The organism is Pseudomonas sp. TWP3-2 (assembly GCF_049897765.1).
Classification (GTDB): Bacteria; Pseudomonadota; Gammaproteobacteria; order Pseudomonadales; family Pseudomonadaceae; genus Aquipseudomonas.
The window spans coordinates 130941-148854 of the sequence record NZ_JAFCWW010000007.1 but is presented as its reverse complement, the minus strand read 5'-3'; the positions used below and the strand labels follow the sequence as shown (position 1 = coordinate 148854).

Here is a 17914-nt window from a genome sequence, read left to right as displayed (position 1 = left end):
TTCAGCGTTTGTTCAGGTGCTGTCGGTGACCATGGCATGGGCTAAGGTGAACAGCGACTCGACATCCTTGAGCGTCTTCCTTTGACAGGAGTTTTTCGATGAACCATTACCTTACGCCTGACCTGTGCGATGCCTATCCGGAGCTGGTGCAGGTGCTGGAACCGATGTTCAGCAATTTCGGCGGCCGTGATTCGTTCGGCGGCGAGATCGTGACCATCAAATGCTTCGAGGATAACTCGCTGGTCAAAGAACAAGCGGAACTCAAGGGCAACGGCAAGGTGCTGGTGGTCGATGGCGGCGGTTCCCTGCGTCGCGCGCTGCTCGGCGACATTATCGCCGAGAAAGCCGCGAAAAACGGCTGGGAAGGGCTGGTGATCTACGGTTGTATCCGCGATGTCGATGTCATCGCTCAGACCGATCTGGGCGTGCAGGCACTGGCCAGCCACCCGATGAAAACTGACAAGCGCGGGATCGGCGACCTGAATGTCGCCGTGACTTTCGCCGGTGTGACATTCCATCCGGGCCACTACATCTATGCGGACAACAATGGCGTGATCATCTCGCCAAGCCCGCTGCAAATGCCTGAATAAATCGCGGTAATCATTAGGGGTGAGGATGTTCGAGGAAGAAAACGCGCAATGGGGGCTGGTGCATGCCCTGGTGCTTGACGGTAAAGGCGGCGCGCGTTCGATAGCCCGGACTGATCTCGACGATTTGCAACTGCAGGCCCACGAGAGCCTGTGGTTGCATTGGGATCGCAGTCACCCGCAAACCCAGACCTGGTTGCGTAAATCCAGTGGCCTCAACGAGTTCACTTGCGACCTGTTGCTGGAAGAAAACACCCGGCCACGTCTGTTGCCTTTGCCGGATTCCGAGCTGCTGCTGTTCTTGCGCGGGGTCAATCTGAACCCCGGGGCTGAGCCGGAAGACATGGTCTCGGTGCGCATTTTTGCCTCGGCACAGCGAGTTATTTCCCTGCGGTTGCGCCCGTTGCGCGCAACCGATGAGTTGTTGGCGGATTTGGCAGAGGGCAAAGGCCCGAAAACCTCGTCTGAACTGATCCTGTATCTGGCGCAGTTCCTCACCAATAAAGTGCAGGACCTGGTGACTTGCCTCTCGGAAATCGCCGATGAGGAAGAAGAAAAGATGGATGCCGACGAACGGTATACCCCCGAGCACGGCTCGATTTTGCACATCCGCCGTCGGGCTGCCGGACTGAAGCGTTTTCTTGCTCCACAGCGGGATATTTTTGGGCAAATGACGCGGATAAAACTGCCATGGTTTGTCGATGATGATGCCGACTACTGGAACGAATTGAACAACAGCCTGACGCGCTATCTCGAAGAGCTCGAATTGACTCGAGAGCGCGTGGGGCTTGTGCTGGAGGCCGAAGACCGGCGCTTGAGCGTGCGTATGAACCGCACCATGTACCGCTTCGGGATCATCACCGGGATCTTTTTGCCGATGAGTTTTCTCACCGGTCTGCTGGGTATAAATGTCGGCGGTATTCCGTTTTCCGAAAGTCCCTACGGATTCATGGTGGCATGCCTGCTGATGGCCTCGGTGGCGCTCGGACAATGGTGGTTGTTCCGCCGTTTGCGCTGGGTCTGAACATGCGCCATGTGACCCGACCAAATCTGCCCGCGTCTTTCACAGACATCACGAGAGGTGCGTATGCACGATCCGTTTGAACAGTCTCTGCGCGACATGCTCAACGCCTCGCCGTCCGCTCGCGACGACGATGCGGCCCTTGGGCGTGTGCTTAAAACCGCCAACCGCCAGGTCGGCGCCGGCGATCTGTTCAGCCTGCTGGGCCGCTGGCTGCCCGCGCTGATGATCGCTTTGAATAATGGATCGGCGCATGTCTCGCCGGTTTCCCGTCTTCGTAAACCTGCTGTTCACACCGCTGATAAGGCTGATTGAATATGGAACTTGATCTCTGGACTCAGAGCCTCGTCACTGCAATGACTGCGTTGTGGACCAAAGTCGCCAATTTCATCCCGAACCTGTTCGGCGCACTGGTGGTGCTGCTGTTGGGCTTCGTGGTTGCCAAGTTGCTCGACACGTTGCTGTCCAAATTGCTGGCCAAACTCGGTCTTGACCGCTTGATGGGCGGCACCGGTTTGACTAAATTAATGTCCCGTGCGGGGCTGCAAGTACCGATCTCGACGTTGATCGGAAAAATTGTGTATTGGTTCGTTCTGCTGATATTTTTGGTTTCTGCGGCAGAATCCCTTGGCCTTGAGCGAGTTTCAGCTACGCTCGACATGCTGGCGCTGTATTTGCCGAAAGTATTCGGCGCCGCGCTGGTGTTGTTGGTGGGTGTTCTGCTCGCACAATTGGCCAACGGGCTGGTGCGCGGGGCGGCAGAAGGCGTAGGGCTGGACTACGCTTCAGGACTTGGGCGAATTGCCCAGGGCCTGGTTATCATCATCAGCATCTCGGTCGCGATCAGTCAGCTTGAGGTCAAGACCGACCTGCTGAACCATGTGATTGTCATCGTATTGATTACCGTTGGTCTGGCAGTTGCGCTGGCCATGGGCTTGGGAAGCCGGGAAATTGCCGGTCAGATTCTTGCGGGAATCTATGTGCGTGAGTTGTATCAGGTTGGGCAACAAGTGCGTGTTGGCGAGGTCGAAGGCCAGATCGAAGAGATCGGCACGGTTAAAACCACATTGCTGACCGATGAGGGTGAGCTAGTCTCTCTTTCCAATCGGATCCTGCTGGAACAGCATGTGAGTAGCCGCTAACCCGGCAAACCCTGCTAATGTATGCCGCCGCGAAATGCCAGCTGATGCTGGTTGCGGCGGACATTGACCTGACTGTCGGCACGACTTGTTTTGAATAAAGCCCATACGCTATCTACGCGCTACGACCCCCGCGAGCTCTCTGATGAGGAGTTGGTCGCGCGCTCGCACACCGAGCTGTTTCACGTGACGCGCGCCTATGAAGAGCTGATGCGGCGTTACCAACGAACATTATTTAACGTTTGTGCGCGATATCTTGGGAACGATCGCGACGCAGACGATGTCTGTCAGGAAGTGATGTTGAAGGTGCTGTACGGCTTGAAGAACTTCGAGGGGAAATCGAAGTTCAAAACCTGGCTGTACAGCATCACTTACAACGAATGCATCACGCAGTATCGGAAGGAACGGCGAAAGCGTCGCTTGATGGACGCATTGAGTCTTGACCCCCTCGAGGAAGCGTCTGAAGAGAAGACGCCGAACCCCGAGGACAAGGGCGGGCTCGATCGCTGGCTGGTGTATGTGAACCCGATTGACCGCGAAATTCTGGTGCTACGATTTGTCGCAGAGCTGGAGTTTCAGGAGATCGCAGACATCATGCACATGGGTTTGAGTGCGACAAAAATGCGTTACAAACGTGCTCTAGATAAATTGCGTGAGAAATTTGCAGGCATTGCTGAAACTTAGTTCGGCGCAAATATCTCTTACGTGTAGGCAAGTTCTGATAGACTTGCCGCCGAGTTGTCCCCCGGTTTGCGGGACTGCTTCACAATCACCAGATGGGGATTTAACGGATGAAACTGAAAAACACCTTGGGCTTGGCCATTGGTTCTTTGATTGCCGCCACTTCGTTCGGCGCTCTGGCACAAGGCCAAGGCGCAGTTGAAATCGAAGGCTTCGCTAAGAAAGAACAATTCGACAGCGCTCGTAACTTCAAGAACAACGGCAACCTGTTCGGCGGCTCTGTTGGTTACTTCCTGACCGACGACGTTGAACTGCGTCTGGGCTACGACGAAGTGCACAACGTACGTGCCAACGACGGCAAGAACGTAAAGGGCGCTAACACCGCTCTGGACGCTCTGTACCACTTCAACAACCCGGGCGACATGCTGCGTCCGTACGTTTCGGCCGGTTTCTCTGACCAGAGCATCGACCAGAACGGTTCGAACGGTCGCAACCGTTCCACCTTCGCCAACGTTGGCGGCGGTGCCAAGCTGTACTTCACCGAGAACTTCTACGCCCGTGCTGGCGTTGAAGCTCAATACAATATCGACCAGGGCGACACCGAGTGGGCTCCTAGCGTTGGTATCGGTGTGAACTTCGGTGGCGGCTCCAAGCCTGCTGCTGCTCCAGTTCCAGCACCAGCTGAAGTCTGCTCCGACAGCGACAACGACGGCGTATGCGACAACGTTGACAAGTGCCCGGACACCCCAGCCAACGTAACTGTTGACGCTGATGGCTGCCCAGCAGTTGCTGAAGTTGTACGTGTAGAGCTGGACGTTAAATTTGACTTCGACAAATCTGTTGTTAAAACCAACAGCTACGGCGACATCAAAAACCTGGCTGACTTCATGAAGCAGTACCCATCCACCACCACTACTGTTGAAGGTCACACTGACTCCGTCGGTCCTGACGCTTACAACCAGAAACTGTCCGAGCGTCGTGCAAACGCCGTTAAGCAAGTTCTGACCAACCAGTACGGTGTTGAATCGTCCCGCGTTCAGTCTGTTGGCTACGGCGAAACTCGCCCAGTTGCTGACAACAAAACTGACGCTGGCCGCGCTGTAAACCGTCGCGTAGAAGCGCAGGTTGAAGCTCAAGCTAAGTAATTAGCTGCCGCTCTGAGAAAAGCCCGGCTTAGGCCGGGCTTTTCTTTGTCTGCGATTTGACTGCCGGGATTTGCTACCGGGCGACCGCGCTCTGAATGTAGGAGCTGCCGCAGGCTCGGGCCGCGATCGGACGATCTTTTGATCCTGCCCGACCGGCAACGGCACCGATCACCAGAATTGCCGGGCTCTTCAATTCAAATGCACGTGCATCCTCCTCCATAGCCGTCAGATCACTGCGACATTCGCGCTGCTCCGGCAGGGAAGCGTTTTCGATCATCGCCACCGGCGTAGCCGCCGCCATGCCGCCAGCCAACAGCTGCTCACGAATTTCGCTGAGCTTGGCCACACCCATGTAAATCACCAGTGTCGTCCCGCCCTGCGCCAGCGCCTGCCAGTTCAACTGACTGTCGTCCTGCGTGTGCGCCGTGACCAGCGTCACACCACGCGCCACGCCGCGTAACGTCAGCGGAATATCGCACTGCGTCGCCCCGGCCAGCCCGGCGGTGATGCCATTCACCAGTTCCACTTCAATCTCACGCTCACGCAGCCACTGCGCTTCCTCACCACCACGGCCGAAAATACACGGATCGCCGCCCTTGAGCCGCACCACGCATTTGCCCTGGCGCGCGTAACGCAGCATCAGTCGATGAATGAATGCCTGTGGCGTTGAACGACAGCCACCGCGCTTGCCGACGGCAATGATCCGCGCGCCGGGGCAGTGTTCCAGCACTGCTGCGTTGACCAGATCATCAATCAGCACCACATCTGCCTCGCGCAGCGCACGCACGGCTTTGAGCGTGAGCAATTCCGGATCGCCAGGGCCTGCGCCCACCAGCCAGACTTTCGCATTCATGGTGTTTCCTCTTCAGATGACGGCAACCGGCTGCACATTGGCCGCCAGCAAACGCTTGATTTCCGGGACGCAGGAGCCGCATTGCGTGCCGCAGCCCAATTCTTGTTTCAGCCCCGGCAAGTCCAGACCCCGGCGGATGCCGGCGCAGACCGCGCTTTGACTGACGTTCTGGCAGTTGCACAGGGTTTTATCCGCAGCGAGCTGCGTTCCGGCGCTCCCCGGTGGGGCACTCATCGGTGCCAGCAGCCAGCGCCGCAACTGCTCGTCCGCACGGCCCTCCAGCCACAGGCCTTGCAACCAATGTTGCGCAAGGGTTTCGCCAGCGAGGCGAATTGCAGTGATCCGGCCGTTTTCGATGCGTACTCGTTTGCCGATGGCGCGCCGTGGGTCGTCGTAAGCCAGTACAGGACCATCGATCAGGCCCAGACACTCGTCGATCTGCCGCAGTAACTGCGGATCTGGCGCAACCGCGCTGGCGGCGCGTATCAGCAATGCAGGGCGTTCCCGGCCGACAAGGCTGAGGCTGACGTAGGAAAACGCCTCGCACAGCGGTCGAAGCGTCTCGAAATGCCGTTGAACATCGCCCTCTATCAGAGCGAAAAGCTGCCAGGGCAAATCCACCGTTTCGAGGCGTACGCCGCTGTGCTTGAGTTCGGGTTGTTTCGACAGAGGATCAAACGTGGGCAACGTCAAAACGTTCACGCCGCCCTTGAGAAACCGGTCACCCCAGTGCATAGGCAGAAAAGCCTGGCCCGGACGCACACTGTCATCGCTGCCCACGGCGACAATCACCGCGCCCCGGCGACTTTTCAGATTGACCAGATCACCCGGCTGCAGGCGATGCCGACGCAATTCGTCAGGATGCAGACTCAACACGGCTTCGCTGACATGCCCGAACAACTGCGCGGCAGTGCCAGTGCGACTCATGCCGTGCCATTGATCGCGCAGACGGCCGGTGATCAGGGTCAACGGAAAACGTGCATCGCGTTGTTCCTTGGCCGCGCGATACGGATCGGCAATGAACTGCGCGCGACCGCTGGTCGTAGGAAATATGCCGTCGACGTACAGGCGCGTCGTGCCTTGCCGTGCTCCGGCAGGAAACGGCCACTGCTGCGGCCCAAGCTCATCGATCAGCGCATGGCTGATGCCCGATAAGTCCAGATCGCGGCCACGGGTCAGCGCTTTGAACTCATCGAACAGCTGCGTCGGGTGATCAAAGGCAAACAGGCTCGGCTGCTGCGGACGCAGACGTTTCTCCAGGCGTTGTGCGAAATCCACCGTGATCGCCCAGTCCGGCCGTGCTTCACCCGGTGCGACAATGGCCTGGCGCACGTGGGAAATCCGCCGTTCGGAGTTGGTCACCGAGCCTTCCTTTTCGCCCCAACTGGCGGCAGGCAGCAGCAGGTCGGCAAACGCGGCGGTTTCAGTTGTACGGAAAGCTTCCTGCAACACCACGAACGGGCAAGCCTCCAGCGCCGCGCGCACAGCGGTTTGATCCGGCATCGATTGCGCGGGGTTGGTGCAGGCGATCCACAACGCCTTAATCTTGCCGCTGCGCACTTGCTCGAACAGCTCAATCGCACTGAGGCCGGAATTTTCTGGCAACGAATCCACGCCCCAATACTCGGCCACTTCGGCGCGATGTTCAGGGTTGGTCGCATCGCGATGGCCGGGCAGCAGATTGGACAAACTGCCGGTTTCCCGTCCGCCCATGGCATTCGGCTGACCGGTCAGCGAGAAAGGTCCTGCGCCGGGCCGGCCGATTTGTCCGGTGGCCAGGTGCAGATTGATCAGCGCGCTGTTCTTCGCGCTGCCAGCGGTGGACTGATTCAGGCCCATGCACCACAACGACAAAAAACTGGGTGAGGTGCCGACCCACTCGGCGCACTGCTGCAATTGCTCGACACTGATCCCGCACAGCTGGGAAACCATGGTCGGGGTGTAATCGCGCACCAGACTTTTCAGCTCGGCAAGGCCTTCGGTATGCGCGTTGACGAAGTCGCGGTCGATCCAGTCTTCCCACAGCAGCAGATGCAAAATCCCATGGAACAAGGCGACGTCTGTGCCCGGCAGGATCGCCAGATGCAGATCGGCGAGGTCGCAAGTGTCGGTGCGCCGTGGATCGATAACGATGACTTTCATCTGCGGGCGGCGCGATTTGGCTTCTTCGAGGCGACGAAAAAGTACCGGATGCGCGTAGGCCATGTTACTGCCGACGATCATCACGCAATCGCTCAGCTCCAGGTCCTCGTAACTGCAAGGCGGCGCATCGGCGCCGAGGCTGCGCTTGTAGCCGACCACTGCCGATGACATGCACAGCCGCGAATTGCTGTCGATGTTGTTGGTGCCCACCAGCCCCCGCGCGAGTTTGTTGAAGGCATAGTAGTCCTCGGTCAGCAACTGCCCGGAGATGTAGAACGCCACGCTGTCCGGGCCGTGCTCGGCAATGGTTTCGGCGAACACCTGAGTGGCGTGATCGAGCGCGGTGTCCCAGTCACAACGGCTGCGCGCCATGCCCTTGCCCAGCCGCAGTTCCGGGTACAACGCACGCGCCGCCAGGTCGCCGGTCAGGTGCAGGGTCGAGCCTTTGCTGCACAGTTTGCCGAAGTTGGCCGGGTGCGCCGGATCGCCGCTGACGCCGAGGATGCGCTCGCCGTCATGCTCGATCAGGACGCCACAGCCGACCCCGCAATAGCAGCAGGTCGAGGCGGTCGTCTGGCGGTTCATCAGACGGCGTCCCGTAGGGCCAGCTGCACGCGGCCATTTTCTACTCGAGCCGGGTGATGGTGCGCGCAGCCGATATCCGGGGCCTGGGCTTCGCCGGACTCCAGGTCGATCTGCCAGTTGTGCAGCGGGCAGGCCACGCGTTTGCCGTAGATCAAGCCTTGTGACAGCGGCCCGCCCTTGTGCGGGCAGCGGTCATCGAGTGCGAAAACCTCATCGTTGCTTGTGCGAAAAATCGCGATGTCACCCTTCGGCCCGGCAATGATCCGCGAACCGAGGGCGTTGATCTCTTCGAGGGCACAGATATCCAGCCAGTTCATGCCGGCACCTCCAGGTTTTTCACAGGAATGACGTCGAATTCTTTCTTTAATTGCGGCTGCGCGAGGCGCTCTTTCCAAGGGTCCTGTTCGAACGACAGGGAGAATTGCAGGCGCTCGTTCAGCGCTTTACGCCGCTCGGGATCTTCCAGCACAGCCTTCTTGATGTGCTCCATGCCAACGCGCTGCATGTAATGCACGGTGCGTTCGAGGTAGAAGGCTTCTTCGCGGTACAGCTGCAAAAACGCGCCGTTGTATTCGCGCACTTCCTCGGCGGTCTTGAGCTTGACGAAGAACTCGGCGACTTCGGTTTTGATCCCGCCGTTGCCACCGATGTACATCTCCCAGCCGGAGTCGACGCCGATGATTCCTACGTCCTTGATTCCCGCTTCCGAGCAGTTGCGTGGGCAACCGGAGACGGCCAGTTTCACTTTGTGCGGCGACCACATGTTGAACAGGTCGTGCTCAAGCTCAATGCCCAGTTGCGTCGAGTTTTGCGTGCCGAAGCGGCAGAACTCGCTGCCGACACAGGTTTTCACGGTGCGGATGGATTTGCCGTAGGCGTGGCCGGACGGCATATCGAGGTCTTTCCACACGCCGGGCAAGTCCTGCTTTTTGATCCCGAGCAAGTCGATGCGTTGGCCACCGGTGACCTTGACCATCGGCACGTTGTATTTGTCGGCGACGTCGGCAATCCGCCGCAGCTCGGACGGATTGGTCACACCGCCCCACATGCGTGGCACCACCGAGTAGGTGCCGTCTTTCTGAATGTTGGCGTGTGCACGTTCGTTGATCAGGCGCGATTGCGGATCGTCCTTGGCCTCGCCCGGCCAGGTCGAGATCAGGTAGTAGTTGAGCGCCGGGCGGCAGGTGGCGCAGCCGTTCGGGGTGCGCCAGTTCAGGTAGCTCATGCTGCCGGCGATGGTCAGCAGGTGTTGTTCGCGGATGGCTTTGCGGATCTGCCCGTGGTTGAGGTCGCTGCAACCGCAGATGGCTTTTTCACTTTTCGGTTTGACGTCGGCCGCGCCACCGACGGTGTTGATCAGGATCTGCTCGACCAGTCCGGCGCAGGAGCCGCAGGAGCTGGCAGCCTTGGTGTGCTTCTTCACTTCATCGACGCTGAACAGCCCGTGTTCTTGAATCGCCTTGACGATGGTGCCTTTGCACACGCCGTTGCAGCCGCAGACTTCGGCGTTGTCGGCCATGCTCATGGCTTTGTCCTGGCCTTGGTGTCCTACGTCGCCCAAAGCGTTTTCGCCGAACATGAGGTGATCGCGGATCTCGCCGATGGTGTGATTCTCACGAATCTGTCGGAAATACCAACCGCCATCCGCCGTATCGCCGTACAGACAGGCGCCGACCAGCACGTCATCCTTGATCACCAGTTTTTTGTACACCCCGCCGATCGGGTCGGAGAGGGTGATGGTTTCGGTGCCTTCACCGCCCATGAAATCGCCGGCGGAAAACAGGTCGATGCCGGTGACTTTCAATTTGGTCGAAGTCACCGAACCTTGATAACGCGCGAAGCCCAATTGTGCGAGGTGATTGGCGCAGACCTTGGCCTGTTCGAACAGCGGCGCGACCAGGCCGTAAGCGATGCCACGGTGGCTGGCGCATTCGCCGATGGCGTAGATGCGTGGGTCGTAGGTTTGCAGGGTGTCGTTGACCAGAATCCCGCGATTGCACGGGATGCCGGATTTCTCCGCGAGTTCGGTATTGGGACGGATGCCTGCGGCCATGACCACCAGATCGGCGGGGATGATGTCGCCGTTGTTGAACTGCACCGAGCCGACCCGGCCATTGCCGGCGTCGTGCAGGGCTTGAGTCTGTTCGCACAGGCGAAAGTGCAGGCCACGGGATTCGAGGGCGGTTTGCAGGAGTTGGCCGCTGGTCTTGTCCAGTTGCCGCTCCAGTAGCCATTCACCCAGATGCACCACGGTAACGTGCATGCCGCGCAGCATCAGGCCGTTGGCCGCTTCGAGCCCGAGCAGGCCGCCGCCGATCACCACGGCGTGCTTGTGAGTTTTTGCGGTGTCGATCATCGCCTGGGTGTCGGCGATGTCGCGATAACCGATCACGCCCTGCAAAGTGTTGCCGGGGATTGGCAGGATGAACGGGGTCGAACCGGTGGCGATCAGCAGGCGATCGTATTCCGCTTCTGTGCCGTCTTCTGCGATCACCCGGCGCTTGACCCGGTCGATCTCGACCACTTTGCGGTTGAGCAATAACTTGATGTTGTTTTCCAGGTACCAGTCGAGATCGTTGAGCACGATTTCTTCGAAGGTTTGCTCACCGGCCAGCACCGGTGACAGCAGGATGCGGTTGTAGTTGGTGTGCGGTTCGGCGCCGAAGACTGTGATGTCGTACAGCTCGTCGCTCAGCTTGAGCAGTTCTTCGAGGGTGCGGACCCCGGCCATGCCGTTGCCGATCATCACCAGTTTGAGTTTTTTCATCAGGTTCTCCGGGAGCTTGGGGCTTGCCTCTTGTGGGCAGTCAGGCCTTGCTCGACAAATAATGCGCAAACAAAAAAAGGCGTCCCGCTAGTTGCCTAGCGAGGACGCCTTTGTCCTGGTCCCGTTCTCTCGGGAAGCCCGGCCTTCGTCGTTGAAGGTTGGGCTTTATGTAAGTTGAAACAGGTAATGCAGTGGTTGTGCCAAGTGGCGCAAGCGCCGTGATTAAAGGGCTTCCGTTGTGGGAGCAGGGTTTTCGATGCACCATCGCGAGGCATCGCGCTCGGTTTTGAAGCGTTGGATCAAGGCTGATGAAACAGCAAATACAGCAGCACCAGATTCCCCAATAACGCCACCAGCGCCAATGTCCGCCAGACCTTCAGCGGCTCCCGCTCCAGCAATGGCCGTGGTCGCACAGTCAAGCTGCGGCGCTCGCCTTGCTCCAGCACCAGCAACCATTCCTCCGCCGTTTCAAAACGCTGCAAAGGGTCCGCCGCGACGCCGTGCTCCAGACTTTGCGCCAGCCACTCTGGCAGATCCGGCCGATAGCGACTGGCACTCACCGGCACCCCGAATCGCGGACGCTGAAACGCCTCAATCTCGCCGTAGGGAAAGTGTCCTGTGAGCAGGAAATACAAGGTCACGCCCAGCGCATACAAATCCTGCTGCGCAGCGGGCGCATCCCCGAGAAAGGCTTCCGGCGCGATGAAGCTCGGCGTGCCCGGCAAAGTTGACGGCGTGTCTTCGGACAATCCTTGGCAATACGCCAGACCAAAATCCAGCAGCCGCAACTCGCCGTCATCTCCCAGCAGCAGATTCTCCGGTTTGATGTCGCGGTGCAGGATCTGCCGCCGATGCAGCAGGCCAACCGCGCGCAGCAGCCGTTCAGCCAAATCCTGCCATTGCGCCAACGGCAGCGGACCGCTTTGCTCGAACAGTTGCGCGAGAGTCGAGCCGGAATATTCACGCATCACGTAGTACAAATGCTGACGCTGAGTCAGTGCGTGCACTTCAGGAAAATGTCGCCCGGCTACACGCTTGAGAAACCATTCTTCAGACAGTAACGCCTGACCCGCGCGGGGATCGTCAGCCAGGCGCGCCGGCAAGGTTTTCAGCAGCCACGCCAGACCTTGTCCATCAACAACCCGATACAGCAGCGACTGCTGGCTCTGCCCGACGACGCTCTGCACCTGCCAGCCTTCAAAGTTCTGGCCCGGTTTCAAGGGCGGCGGCAACGGCCATTGCTGCAGATGCATCAACGCATCGCCAATATTTGCCTCACCCAGCGCATCAACCCGCACCAGCAAAGCGCTGGCGTTGTCCTGACTGCCCGCCAGATGCGCGGCGCTCACCAGTGTTTGCGCTGCCGCGTTCAGATCTGGCTGATCTCGCAGAACCGCCGCAATCGCCGTATCCCCCAGCGTCGACCACACGCCATCGCTGAGCAACACAAAGCTCTCGCCCTCACGCAATTCACCGTCGAGAAAATCCAGCACCAGGTGTTGATCCAGGCCCAGGGCGCGTTTGAGCACATGCTGCATGCCCGGCTGATCCCAGACGTGATCGTCGGTGATGCGCTGCAAAGTGTCGGCATGCCAGCGGTAAACCCGACAATCGCCCACATGCGCCAGGGTGAAACGCCTGCCGCGCATGACCAGAGCGCTGACCGTGGTCAGTAACGGCTGACCGCCGCCGTTGGCCTGCAACCAGCGATTTTGCGCGAGCAGCAGGCGATCCAGCGACTGCGCCACGCTCCAGGTCTCCGGGGTGGCGTAGTAGTCCAGCGCCAGTGCCTGCAAGGTCGAGCGCGCGGCGAGTCCGCCATCGGCGCACTGGCTGACACCGTCGGCGATGGCGAACAGAAAGCCCTTGCTCGCTGCCAGCGCCGGGGCTGGAGTGACCAGACGCAAAGCGTCCTGGTTCTCCGCCCGTGGGCCGGTGGCGCTGGCGTCGGCGAAACTCAGTTGCAGAGCCACTTGGTCCTCAGACCCGCGCAGCGGTCACGGCCGCCGAACCCCAAGTGGTTCTCCAGCGACGTTTGACGCCATGCAAACCGAACCAGGCCAGCACACCCAGACTGGCGAACAACCAAAGGGCCAGTTGATAGCTGCCGGTGCTCTGCTTGATCGCGCCCATGCCGGCCGCCAAGGCAAAACCGCCGATGCCGCCGGCCATGCCGATCAGCCCGGTCATCACGCCGATCTCGCGGCGAAACCGCTGTGGCACCAGTTGGAACACTGCGCCGTTGCCTGCGCCTAAACCGAGCATGGTGCAGACGAAAAGTGCCAGTGCGGCGTAGGAGCTTGGCAAGTTGAAACCGACCGCAGCAATGCAGATCGCCGCGACGGTGTACATCGCCAGCAGGGTGCGAATACCGCCGAAACGATCAGCCAGCGCGCCACCCAACGGACGCATCAGGCTGCCGCCGAACACGCAGGCAGCGGTGTAGTAACCGGCCGTCACCGGGCTCAGACCGTATTGATCGTTGAAGTAGCCGGGCAGGGCGCTGGCCAGACCGATGAAGCCGCCGAAGGTCACGCTGTAGAAAAACATGAACCACCAACTGTCGCGGTCGCCCAAGGCCTTGAAGTAGTCGGCCATGGATTTGGCTTTCGGCCGCTCAGGAGCGTTTTTCGCCATCCATGCGAAGAGCACCAGCGTCAGGATCAATGGAATCACGGCGAAACCGAAGACGTTGCTCCAGCCGAACGCGGCAGCCAGCACGGGTGCGATCAACGCGGCGAGCACGGTGCCAGAGTTACCGGCGCCGGCAATGCCCAGCGCCTTGCCTTGATGCTCTGGCGGGTACCACTGCGACGCGAGCGGCAGGGCCACGGCGAACGACGCCCCAGCCATGCCGAGGAACAGCCCGAGGATCAGTGCCTGTTCGTAGCTGTGAATTCCCAGTTTCCACGCGCCGAACAGTGCGCAGATGACGATCACCTGGCCGATCAGCCCGGCGGTTTTTGGCGACAGGCGATCCGCGAGCATGCCCATCGCAAAGCGCAGCACGGCGCCAGCCAGGATTGGCGTTGCGACTACGAGGCCGCGCTGTTGCGTGGTCAGGTGCAGGTCAGCGGCGATTTGCACCGCCAGTGGACCGAGCAGATACCAGACCATGAAGCTCAGGTCGAAATAGAGGAAGGCCGCGAACAGGGTCGGGGTATGGCCGGATTTCCAGAAGCTTTTATTCATCGCGCACCTCAGCTGTAAAGAATCTCGAGAAGGAGTCATTGACCAGCAAGTGGAGCGCCGCCACGGCCGCACCACCGGCCCCGGGCTGTGGGGCCAAAACGCAAAAACGCCGCTACCCGGATCGCCAGTTGGGCGAGGAGGGTGAGCGACGTCTTTGTCGTAGGTGGGGCAACCGCCGTTGGTTACCTGTAGCGATTACTTAGCGAGAACTGTGCCAAGGCTTGAAAGCTCGCAGCCTCGTTGCACTCGACAGCTCCTACAGGGGGACGCTGATCTCATGTAGGAGCTGCCGAAGGCTGCGAGCTCTTGCTTTTCTCAGCCAAGCAACTCGCTCATGGCGATGATCTGCTCCGCGACCTGAATCAGTTTCTGCTGGCGGCTCATGGCCTGACGGCGCATCAGGGTGTAAGCCTCTTCCTCATTGCAGTCTTTCATCTTCATCAACAAGCCCTTGGCCAGTTCGATGCGCTTGCGCTCGGCCAATTGCTGGTCGCGGGCATGCAGCTGGGCGCGCAGGGCCTGGTCGCTTTCGAAGCGCGCCATCGCCACGTCGAGAATCGGCTGCAAACGTTGGGCGTGAATGCCTTCGACGATGTAGGCACTGACCCCGGACTTGATTGCCTGACGCATCACGCCGGGATCATGTTCGTCGGTGAACATCACGATCGGCCGTGGCTGGTCGCGGCTGACCAGCACCACTTGTTCCAGCACATCGCGGCTCGGTGACTCGGTATCGATCAGGATCACGTCCGGGCGCACCGTTTCGACGCGCGCGGGCAGGTCGATGGTCAATCCCGATTCATCGATAACCTCAAAACCGGCCTCGGTCAACGCGGCTTTCAAGCGCCCGACCTTTTTCGCGGTGTCGTTGATCAGCAGAATGCGCAGCATATTGGCGATCTCCTGTCAGCGGCGGGCGAGAAGGGCAGCGCTGTCGCTCAGCGCATGCAATTTGAAACTGCGGGCGTAGCCGGCTGGATCGCTGCCGTCCCAGATTTTGCCGTCGATCAACTGGCTGCTGCGCATATCGTCCACGCCCAGCGGCACACCGATGGCCGTCGCCGCGTCGCGGTATAAGGCCAGTTGCTGCACCTGACGGGCAACGCCGAGGTAATCCGGGTCATCACGCAGCAAACCCCAGCGGCGGAACTGGGTCATGAACCACATGCCGTCCGACAGGTACGGCAGATTGACTGAGCCGTCGCCATGAAAGCGCAGCGCGTGCGGGTCTTGCCAGCGATTGCCGAGACCGTCGGCGTAGTCGCCGGTAAACCGCGGTTCGATACAGGCAACCGGCGCGTCGAGATATTCCGGCGCACTTAACAGCTGCGCAGTGCTGCGACAGTTTTCCGGATTGGCTTCGATGAAACGGCTGGCTTCGAGAATCGCCATCACCAGCGCCCGTGCGGTATTCGGATACTGCTCGACGAAGGCGCGGGTGCAGCCGAGGACTTTTTCCGGGTGATCGGGCCAGATGGTCTGGCTGGTCGCCAAGGTAAAACCGAGATCCTGTTGCACCGCGCTGGCTGCCCATGGCTCGCCGACGCAGAAACCGTCGATACGTCCGGCCTGCAAGTGCGCGACCATTTGCGGCGGCGGCACCACCACGCTGTCGACATCGCGCAATGGATGAATGCCTTGGCTCGCCAGCCAGTAATACAGCCACATCGCGTGAGTGCCGGTGGGGAAGGTCTGCGCGAAGGTGAGTTTTGCGCGCGAATGGTGCACATGGCGGTCGAGCGCTTCAGGACTGGTCACACCGAGCCGTTGCAAGCCGTGGGACAGGTTGAGGCTCTGACCGTTCTGGTTGAGGCCCATCAACACCGCCATGTCGGTCGGCGCCACGCCGCCGATGCCCAGATGCACCGCGTAGATCAGGCCATACAGGCTGTGCGCGGCGTCGAGTTCGCCGCTGACCAGTTTGTCGCGCAGGTTGGCCCACGAGGTCTGACGCTTGAGGTTGAGGGTCAGGCCATAAGGTTGAGCGAAGCCCTGCGTGGCGGCGACCACCAGCGAGGCGCAGTCGCTCAGGGCCATGAAGCCAAGATTGATTGCGCTTTTTTCCGGGGCGTCGCTGCCGTTGACCCAGGCCAGCGGCCCGGCAGAAGGTTGAGTCATTGCGTGCACCTGCAAAAGCCATCGTGAAAATGCAGGGTGCAAGGCATATGCCACGCACAAGGATTTGCGCGTGCGCCTCGCGCCGCAGGATCATGCCCGGCTATAATCGCCGCCTCTTTTCGCCGCCCGAGTCCTCGCCGCCCATGTACACCCTGGCCCGTCAGCTGTTGTTCAAACTTTCCCCGGAAACCTCCCACGACCTGTCGCTGGATCTGATCGGCGCGGGCGGTCGTTTGGGCCTCAACGGCTTGCTGTGCAAGGCCCCGGCGCACGTGCCGGTGAATGTCATGGGGCTGGACTTTCCGAACCCGGTGGGTCTGGCCGCAGGTCTGGACAAGAACGGCGCGGCCATCGACGGCTTTGCACAGTTGGGTTTCGGTTTCGTCGAAATCGGCACCATCACTCCGCGTCCGCAGCCGGGCAACCCGAAACCGCGGATCTTCCGCTTGCCGGAAGCCGAGGCGATCATCAATCGCATGGGGTTCAACAACCTTGGCGTTGATCACCTGTTGGCGCGGGTTGCTGCCGCCAAATATAAAGGCGTGCTTGGGATCAATATCGGCAAGAATTTCGACACCCCGGTCGAGCGCGCAGTCGACGACTACCTGATCTGCCTGGACAAGGTTTACGCCCACGCCAGTTACATCACGGTCAACGTCAGCTCGCCGAACACCCCGGGCCTGCGCAGCCTGCAATTCGGTGATTCGCTCAAGCAGTTGCTGGCGGACTTGGCCCAGCGTCGCGCCGAACTGGCGCTGCGTCACGGCAAGCATGTGCCGCTGGCGATCAAGATCGCTCCGGACATGACCGACGAAGAAACCGTGCAGGTTGCCCAGGCACTGATCGAAACCGGGATGGATGCGGTGATCGCCACCAACACCACCCTGAGTCGCGTTGGCGTCGAAGGCATGGAACATGGCGACGAGATGGGCGGTCTGTCCGGTGCGCCGGTGCGTGAGAAGAGCACGCACACGGTGAAAGTGCTGGCGGCGGAGCTGGGCGGTCGTCTGCCGATCATCGCGGCGGGCGGGATTACCGAAGGCAAGCATGCGGCCGAGAAGATTGCTGCCGGCGCGAGCCTGGTGCAGATCTACTCCGGCTTCATCTATAAAGGCCCGGCGCTGATTCGTGAATCGGTGGACGCCATCGCGGCAATGAAAGTCGGACGCTGAATCTGGCAAGGGGCTCTTGTGGCGAGGGGATTTATCCCCGCTCGGCTGCGCAGCAGTCGTCGTTTCTGATCTTTTGATTTATCTGCGGCACCGAGGTGACAGGTTTTGGGGCCGCTGCGCGACCCAACGGGGATAAATCCCCTCGCCACAGAAATAGTGTTGAATGTGATGCATAAAAAAGGGCTCCTCGAAGGAGCCCCTGGGCCGCAGCCCGCCGTCCGGGAGGGACGTGCGTGGTTAAGGTGTAACGTATTCAGATTGTCGTGTCGGAATTAATGCCCTGTGTCAGCCGACGGCGTGAAGTTCGTTGAGTCTGTGGATTCCCGCAGTGCCGGTCATACCGTCCCAGTTGTCGCCGCGTCCTTCTCGCCAGCCGTTGATCCAGGCTTGACGTACCGACGGTAGAGTAAATGGGCAAAGCTCACGGGATTTGCCACCAACGCCATATTGATATCCGCGCAAAAATGCTCTTTCCAACGGATCACGCTTAAGTCTTCTCATAGGGTGTTTCC

The 17914-nt window shown here is 60.0% G+C and carries 16 protein-coding genes; 7 read left to right on the top strand and 9 right to left on the bottom strand.

What is annotated here, in order from left to right; all coding sequences use genetic code 11:
- The first annotated feature begins 98 nt into the window (after positions 1 to 98).
- The 6 genes from rraA (at position 99) to ACP7EE_RS13010 (ending at position 4573) form a co-directional block, all read left to right on the top strand.
- Positions 99 to 590 (top strand): ribonuclease E activity regulator RraA, encoded by a 492-nt coding sequence (gene rraA, locus ACP7EE_RS13035; RefSeq protein WP_426234826.1) that lies wholly within the window; start codon positions 99 to 101, stop codon positions 588 to 590.
- Between the two features lie 25 nt (positions 591 to 615).
- Positions 616 to 1611 carry a zinc transporter ZntB gene (locus ACP7EE_RS13030; RefSeq protein ID WP_426234825.1) on the top strand — a complete coding sequence of 332 codons (996 nt, stop codon included), beginning with the start codon at positions 616 to 618 and terminating at the stop codon, positions 1609 to 1611.
- Between the two features lie 63 nt (positions 1612 to 1674).
- Positions 1675 to 1923, top strand: coding sequence for a CrfX protein (locus tag ACP7EE_RS13025; RefSeq protein ID WP_426234824.1), 249 nt, complete (start codon positions 1675 to 1677; stop codon positions 1921 to 1923).
- Positions 1924 to 1925: 2 nt separating this feature from the next.
- Entirely contained in the window at positions 1926 to 2750 is an 825-nt protein-coding gene (locus ACP7EE_RS13020; RefSeq protein WP_007916401.1) for a mechanosensitive ion channel family protein, read from the top strand.
- 90 nt (positions 2751 to 2840) lie between these two features.
- Positions 2841 to 3431 (top strand): RNA polymerase sigma factor SigX, encoded by a 591-nt coding sequence (gene sigX / locus ACP7EE_RS13015; protein ID WP_420648811.1) that lies wholly within the window; start codon positions 2841 to 2843, stop codon positions 3429 to 3431.
- A gap of 107 nt (positions 3432 to 3538) precedes the next feature.
- Complete coding sequence (locus tag ACP7EE_RS13010) at positions 3539 to 4573, top strand: OmpA family protein (protein WP_420648810.1); 1035 nt, start codon at positions 3539 to 3541, stop codon at positions 4571 to 4573.
- 73 nt (positions 4574 to 4646) lie between these two features.
- On the opposite strand, the gene cobA is transcribed toward ACP7EE_RS13010, so the two are convergent.
- The 8 genes from cobA to ACP7EE_RS12970 form a co-directional block, all read right to left on the bottom strand.
- Positions 4647 to 5426: a uroporphyrinogen-III C-methyltransferase gene (cobA, locus tag ACP7EE_RS13005; protein ID WP_426234823.1), complete on the bottom strand. Its 780-nt coding sequence runs from the start codon at positions 5424 to 5426 to the stop codon at positions 4647 to 4649.
- Between the two features lie 12 nt (positions 5427 to 5438).
- Entirely contained in the window at positions 5439 to 8153 is a 2715-nt protein-coding gene (locus ACP7EE_RS13000; RefSeq protein WP_426234822.1) for a molybdopterin-dependent oxidoreductase, read from the bottom strand.
- Positions 8153 to 8470 carry a nitrite reductase small subunit NirD gene (gene nirD / locus ACP7EE_RS12995; RefSeq protein WP_426234821.1) on the bottom strand — a complete coding sequence of 106 codons (318 nt, stop codon included), beginning with the start codon at positions 8468 to 8470 and terminating at the stop codon, positions 8153 to 8155. Before nirD ends, ACP7EE_RS13000 begins: the two co-directional genes overlap by 1 nt.
- Positions 8467 to 10920, bottom strand: a complete 2454-nt coding sequence (gene nirB / locus ACP7EE_RS12990; protein ID WP_426234820.1) for a nitrite reductase large subunit NirB — start codon at positions 10918 to 10920, stop codon at positions 8467 to 8469. The genes nirD and nirB overlap by 4 nt, the downstream gene beginning before the upstream one ends.
- A 299-nt stretch (positions 10921 to 11219) precedes the next feature.
- Positions 11220 to 12893, bottom strand: a complete 1674-nt coding sequence (locus ACP7EE_RS12985; RefSeq protein ID WP_426234819.1) for a protein kinase domain-containing protein — start codon at positions 12891 to 12893, stop codon at positions 11220 to 11222.
- 7 nt (positions 12894 to 12900) lie between these two features.
- Complete coding sequence (locus tag ACP7EE_RS12980; protein WP_426234818.1) at positions 12901 to 14112, bottom strand: nitrate/nitrite transporter; 1212 nt, start codon at positions 14110 to 14112, stop codon at positions 12901 to 12903.
- 315 nt (positions 14113 to 14427) lie between these two features.
- Entirely contained in the window at positions 14428 to 15003 is a 576-nt protein-coding gene (locus ACP7EE_RS12975; RefSeq protein ID WP_420648804.1) for an ANTAR domain-containing response regulator, read from the bottom strand.
- Between the two features lie 15 nt (positions 15004 to 15018).
- Positions 15019 to 16230 carry a CmpA/NrtA family ABC transporter substrate-binding protein gene (locus ACP7EE_RS12970; protein WP_426234817.1) on the bottom strand — a complete coding sequence of 404 codons (1212 nt, stop codon included), beginning with the start codon at positions 16228 to 16230 and terminating at the stop codon, positions 15019 to 15021.
- A 143-nt stretch (positions 16231 to 16373) separates the two neighbouring features.
- Here ACP7EE_RS12970 and ACP7EE_RS12965 point away from each other — a divergent pair, with 143 nt between their 5' ends.
- On the top strand, positions 16374 to 17402 hold the full coding sequence (locus ACP7EE_RS12965; protein WP_426205120.1) for a quinone-dependent dihydroorotate dehydrogenase: 1029 nt from the start codon (positions 16374 to 16376) through the stop codon (positions 17400 to 17402).
- Between the two features lie 285 nt (positions 17403 to 17687).
- On the opposite strand, the gene rmf is transcribed toward ACP7EE_RS12965, so the two are convergent.
- The gene (gene rmf / locus ACP7EE_RS12960; RefSeq protein WP_003223300.1) at positions 17688 to 17903 is read right to left on the bottom strand and encodes a ribosome modulation factor; all 216 of its coding nucleotides are present in this window, start codon (positions 17901 to 17903) and stop codon (positions 17688 to 17690) included.
- Positions 17904 to 17914: the final 11 nt, after the last annotated feature.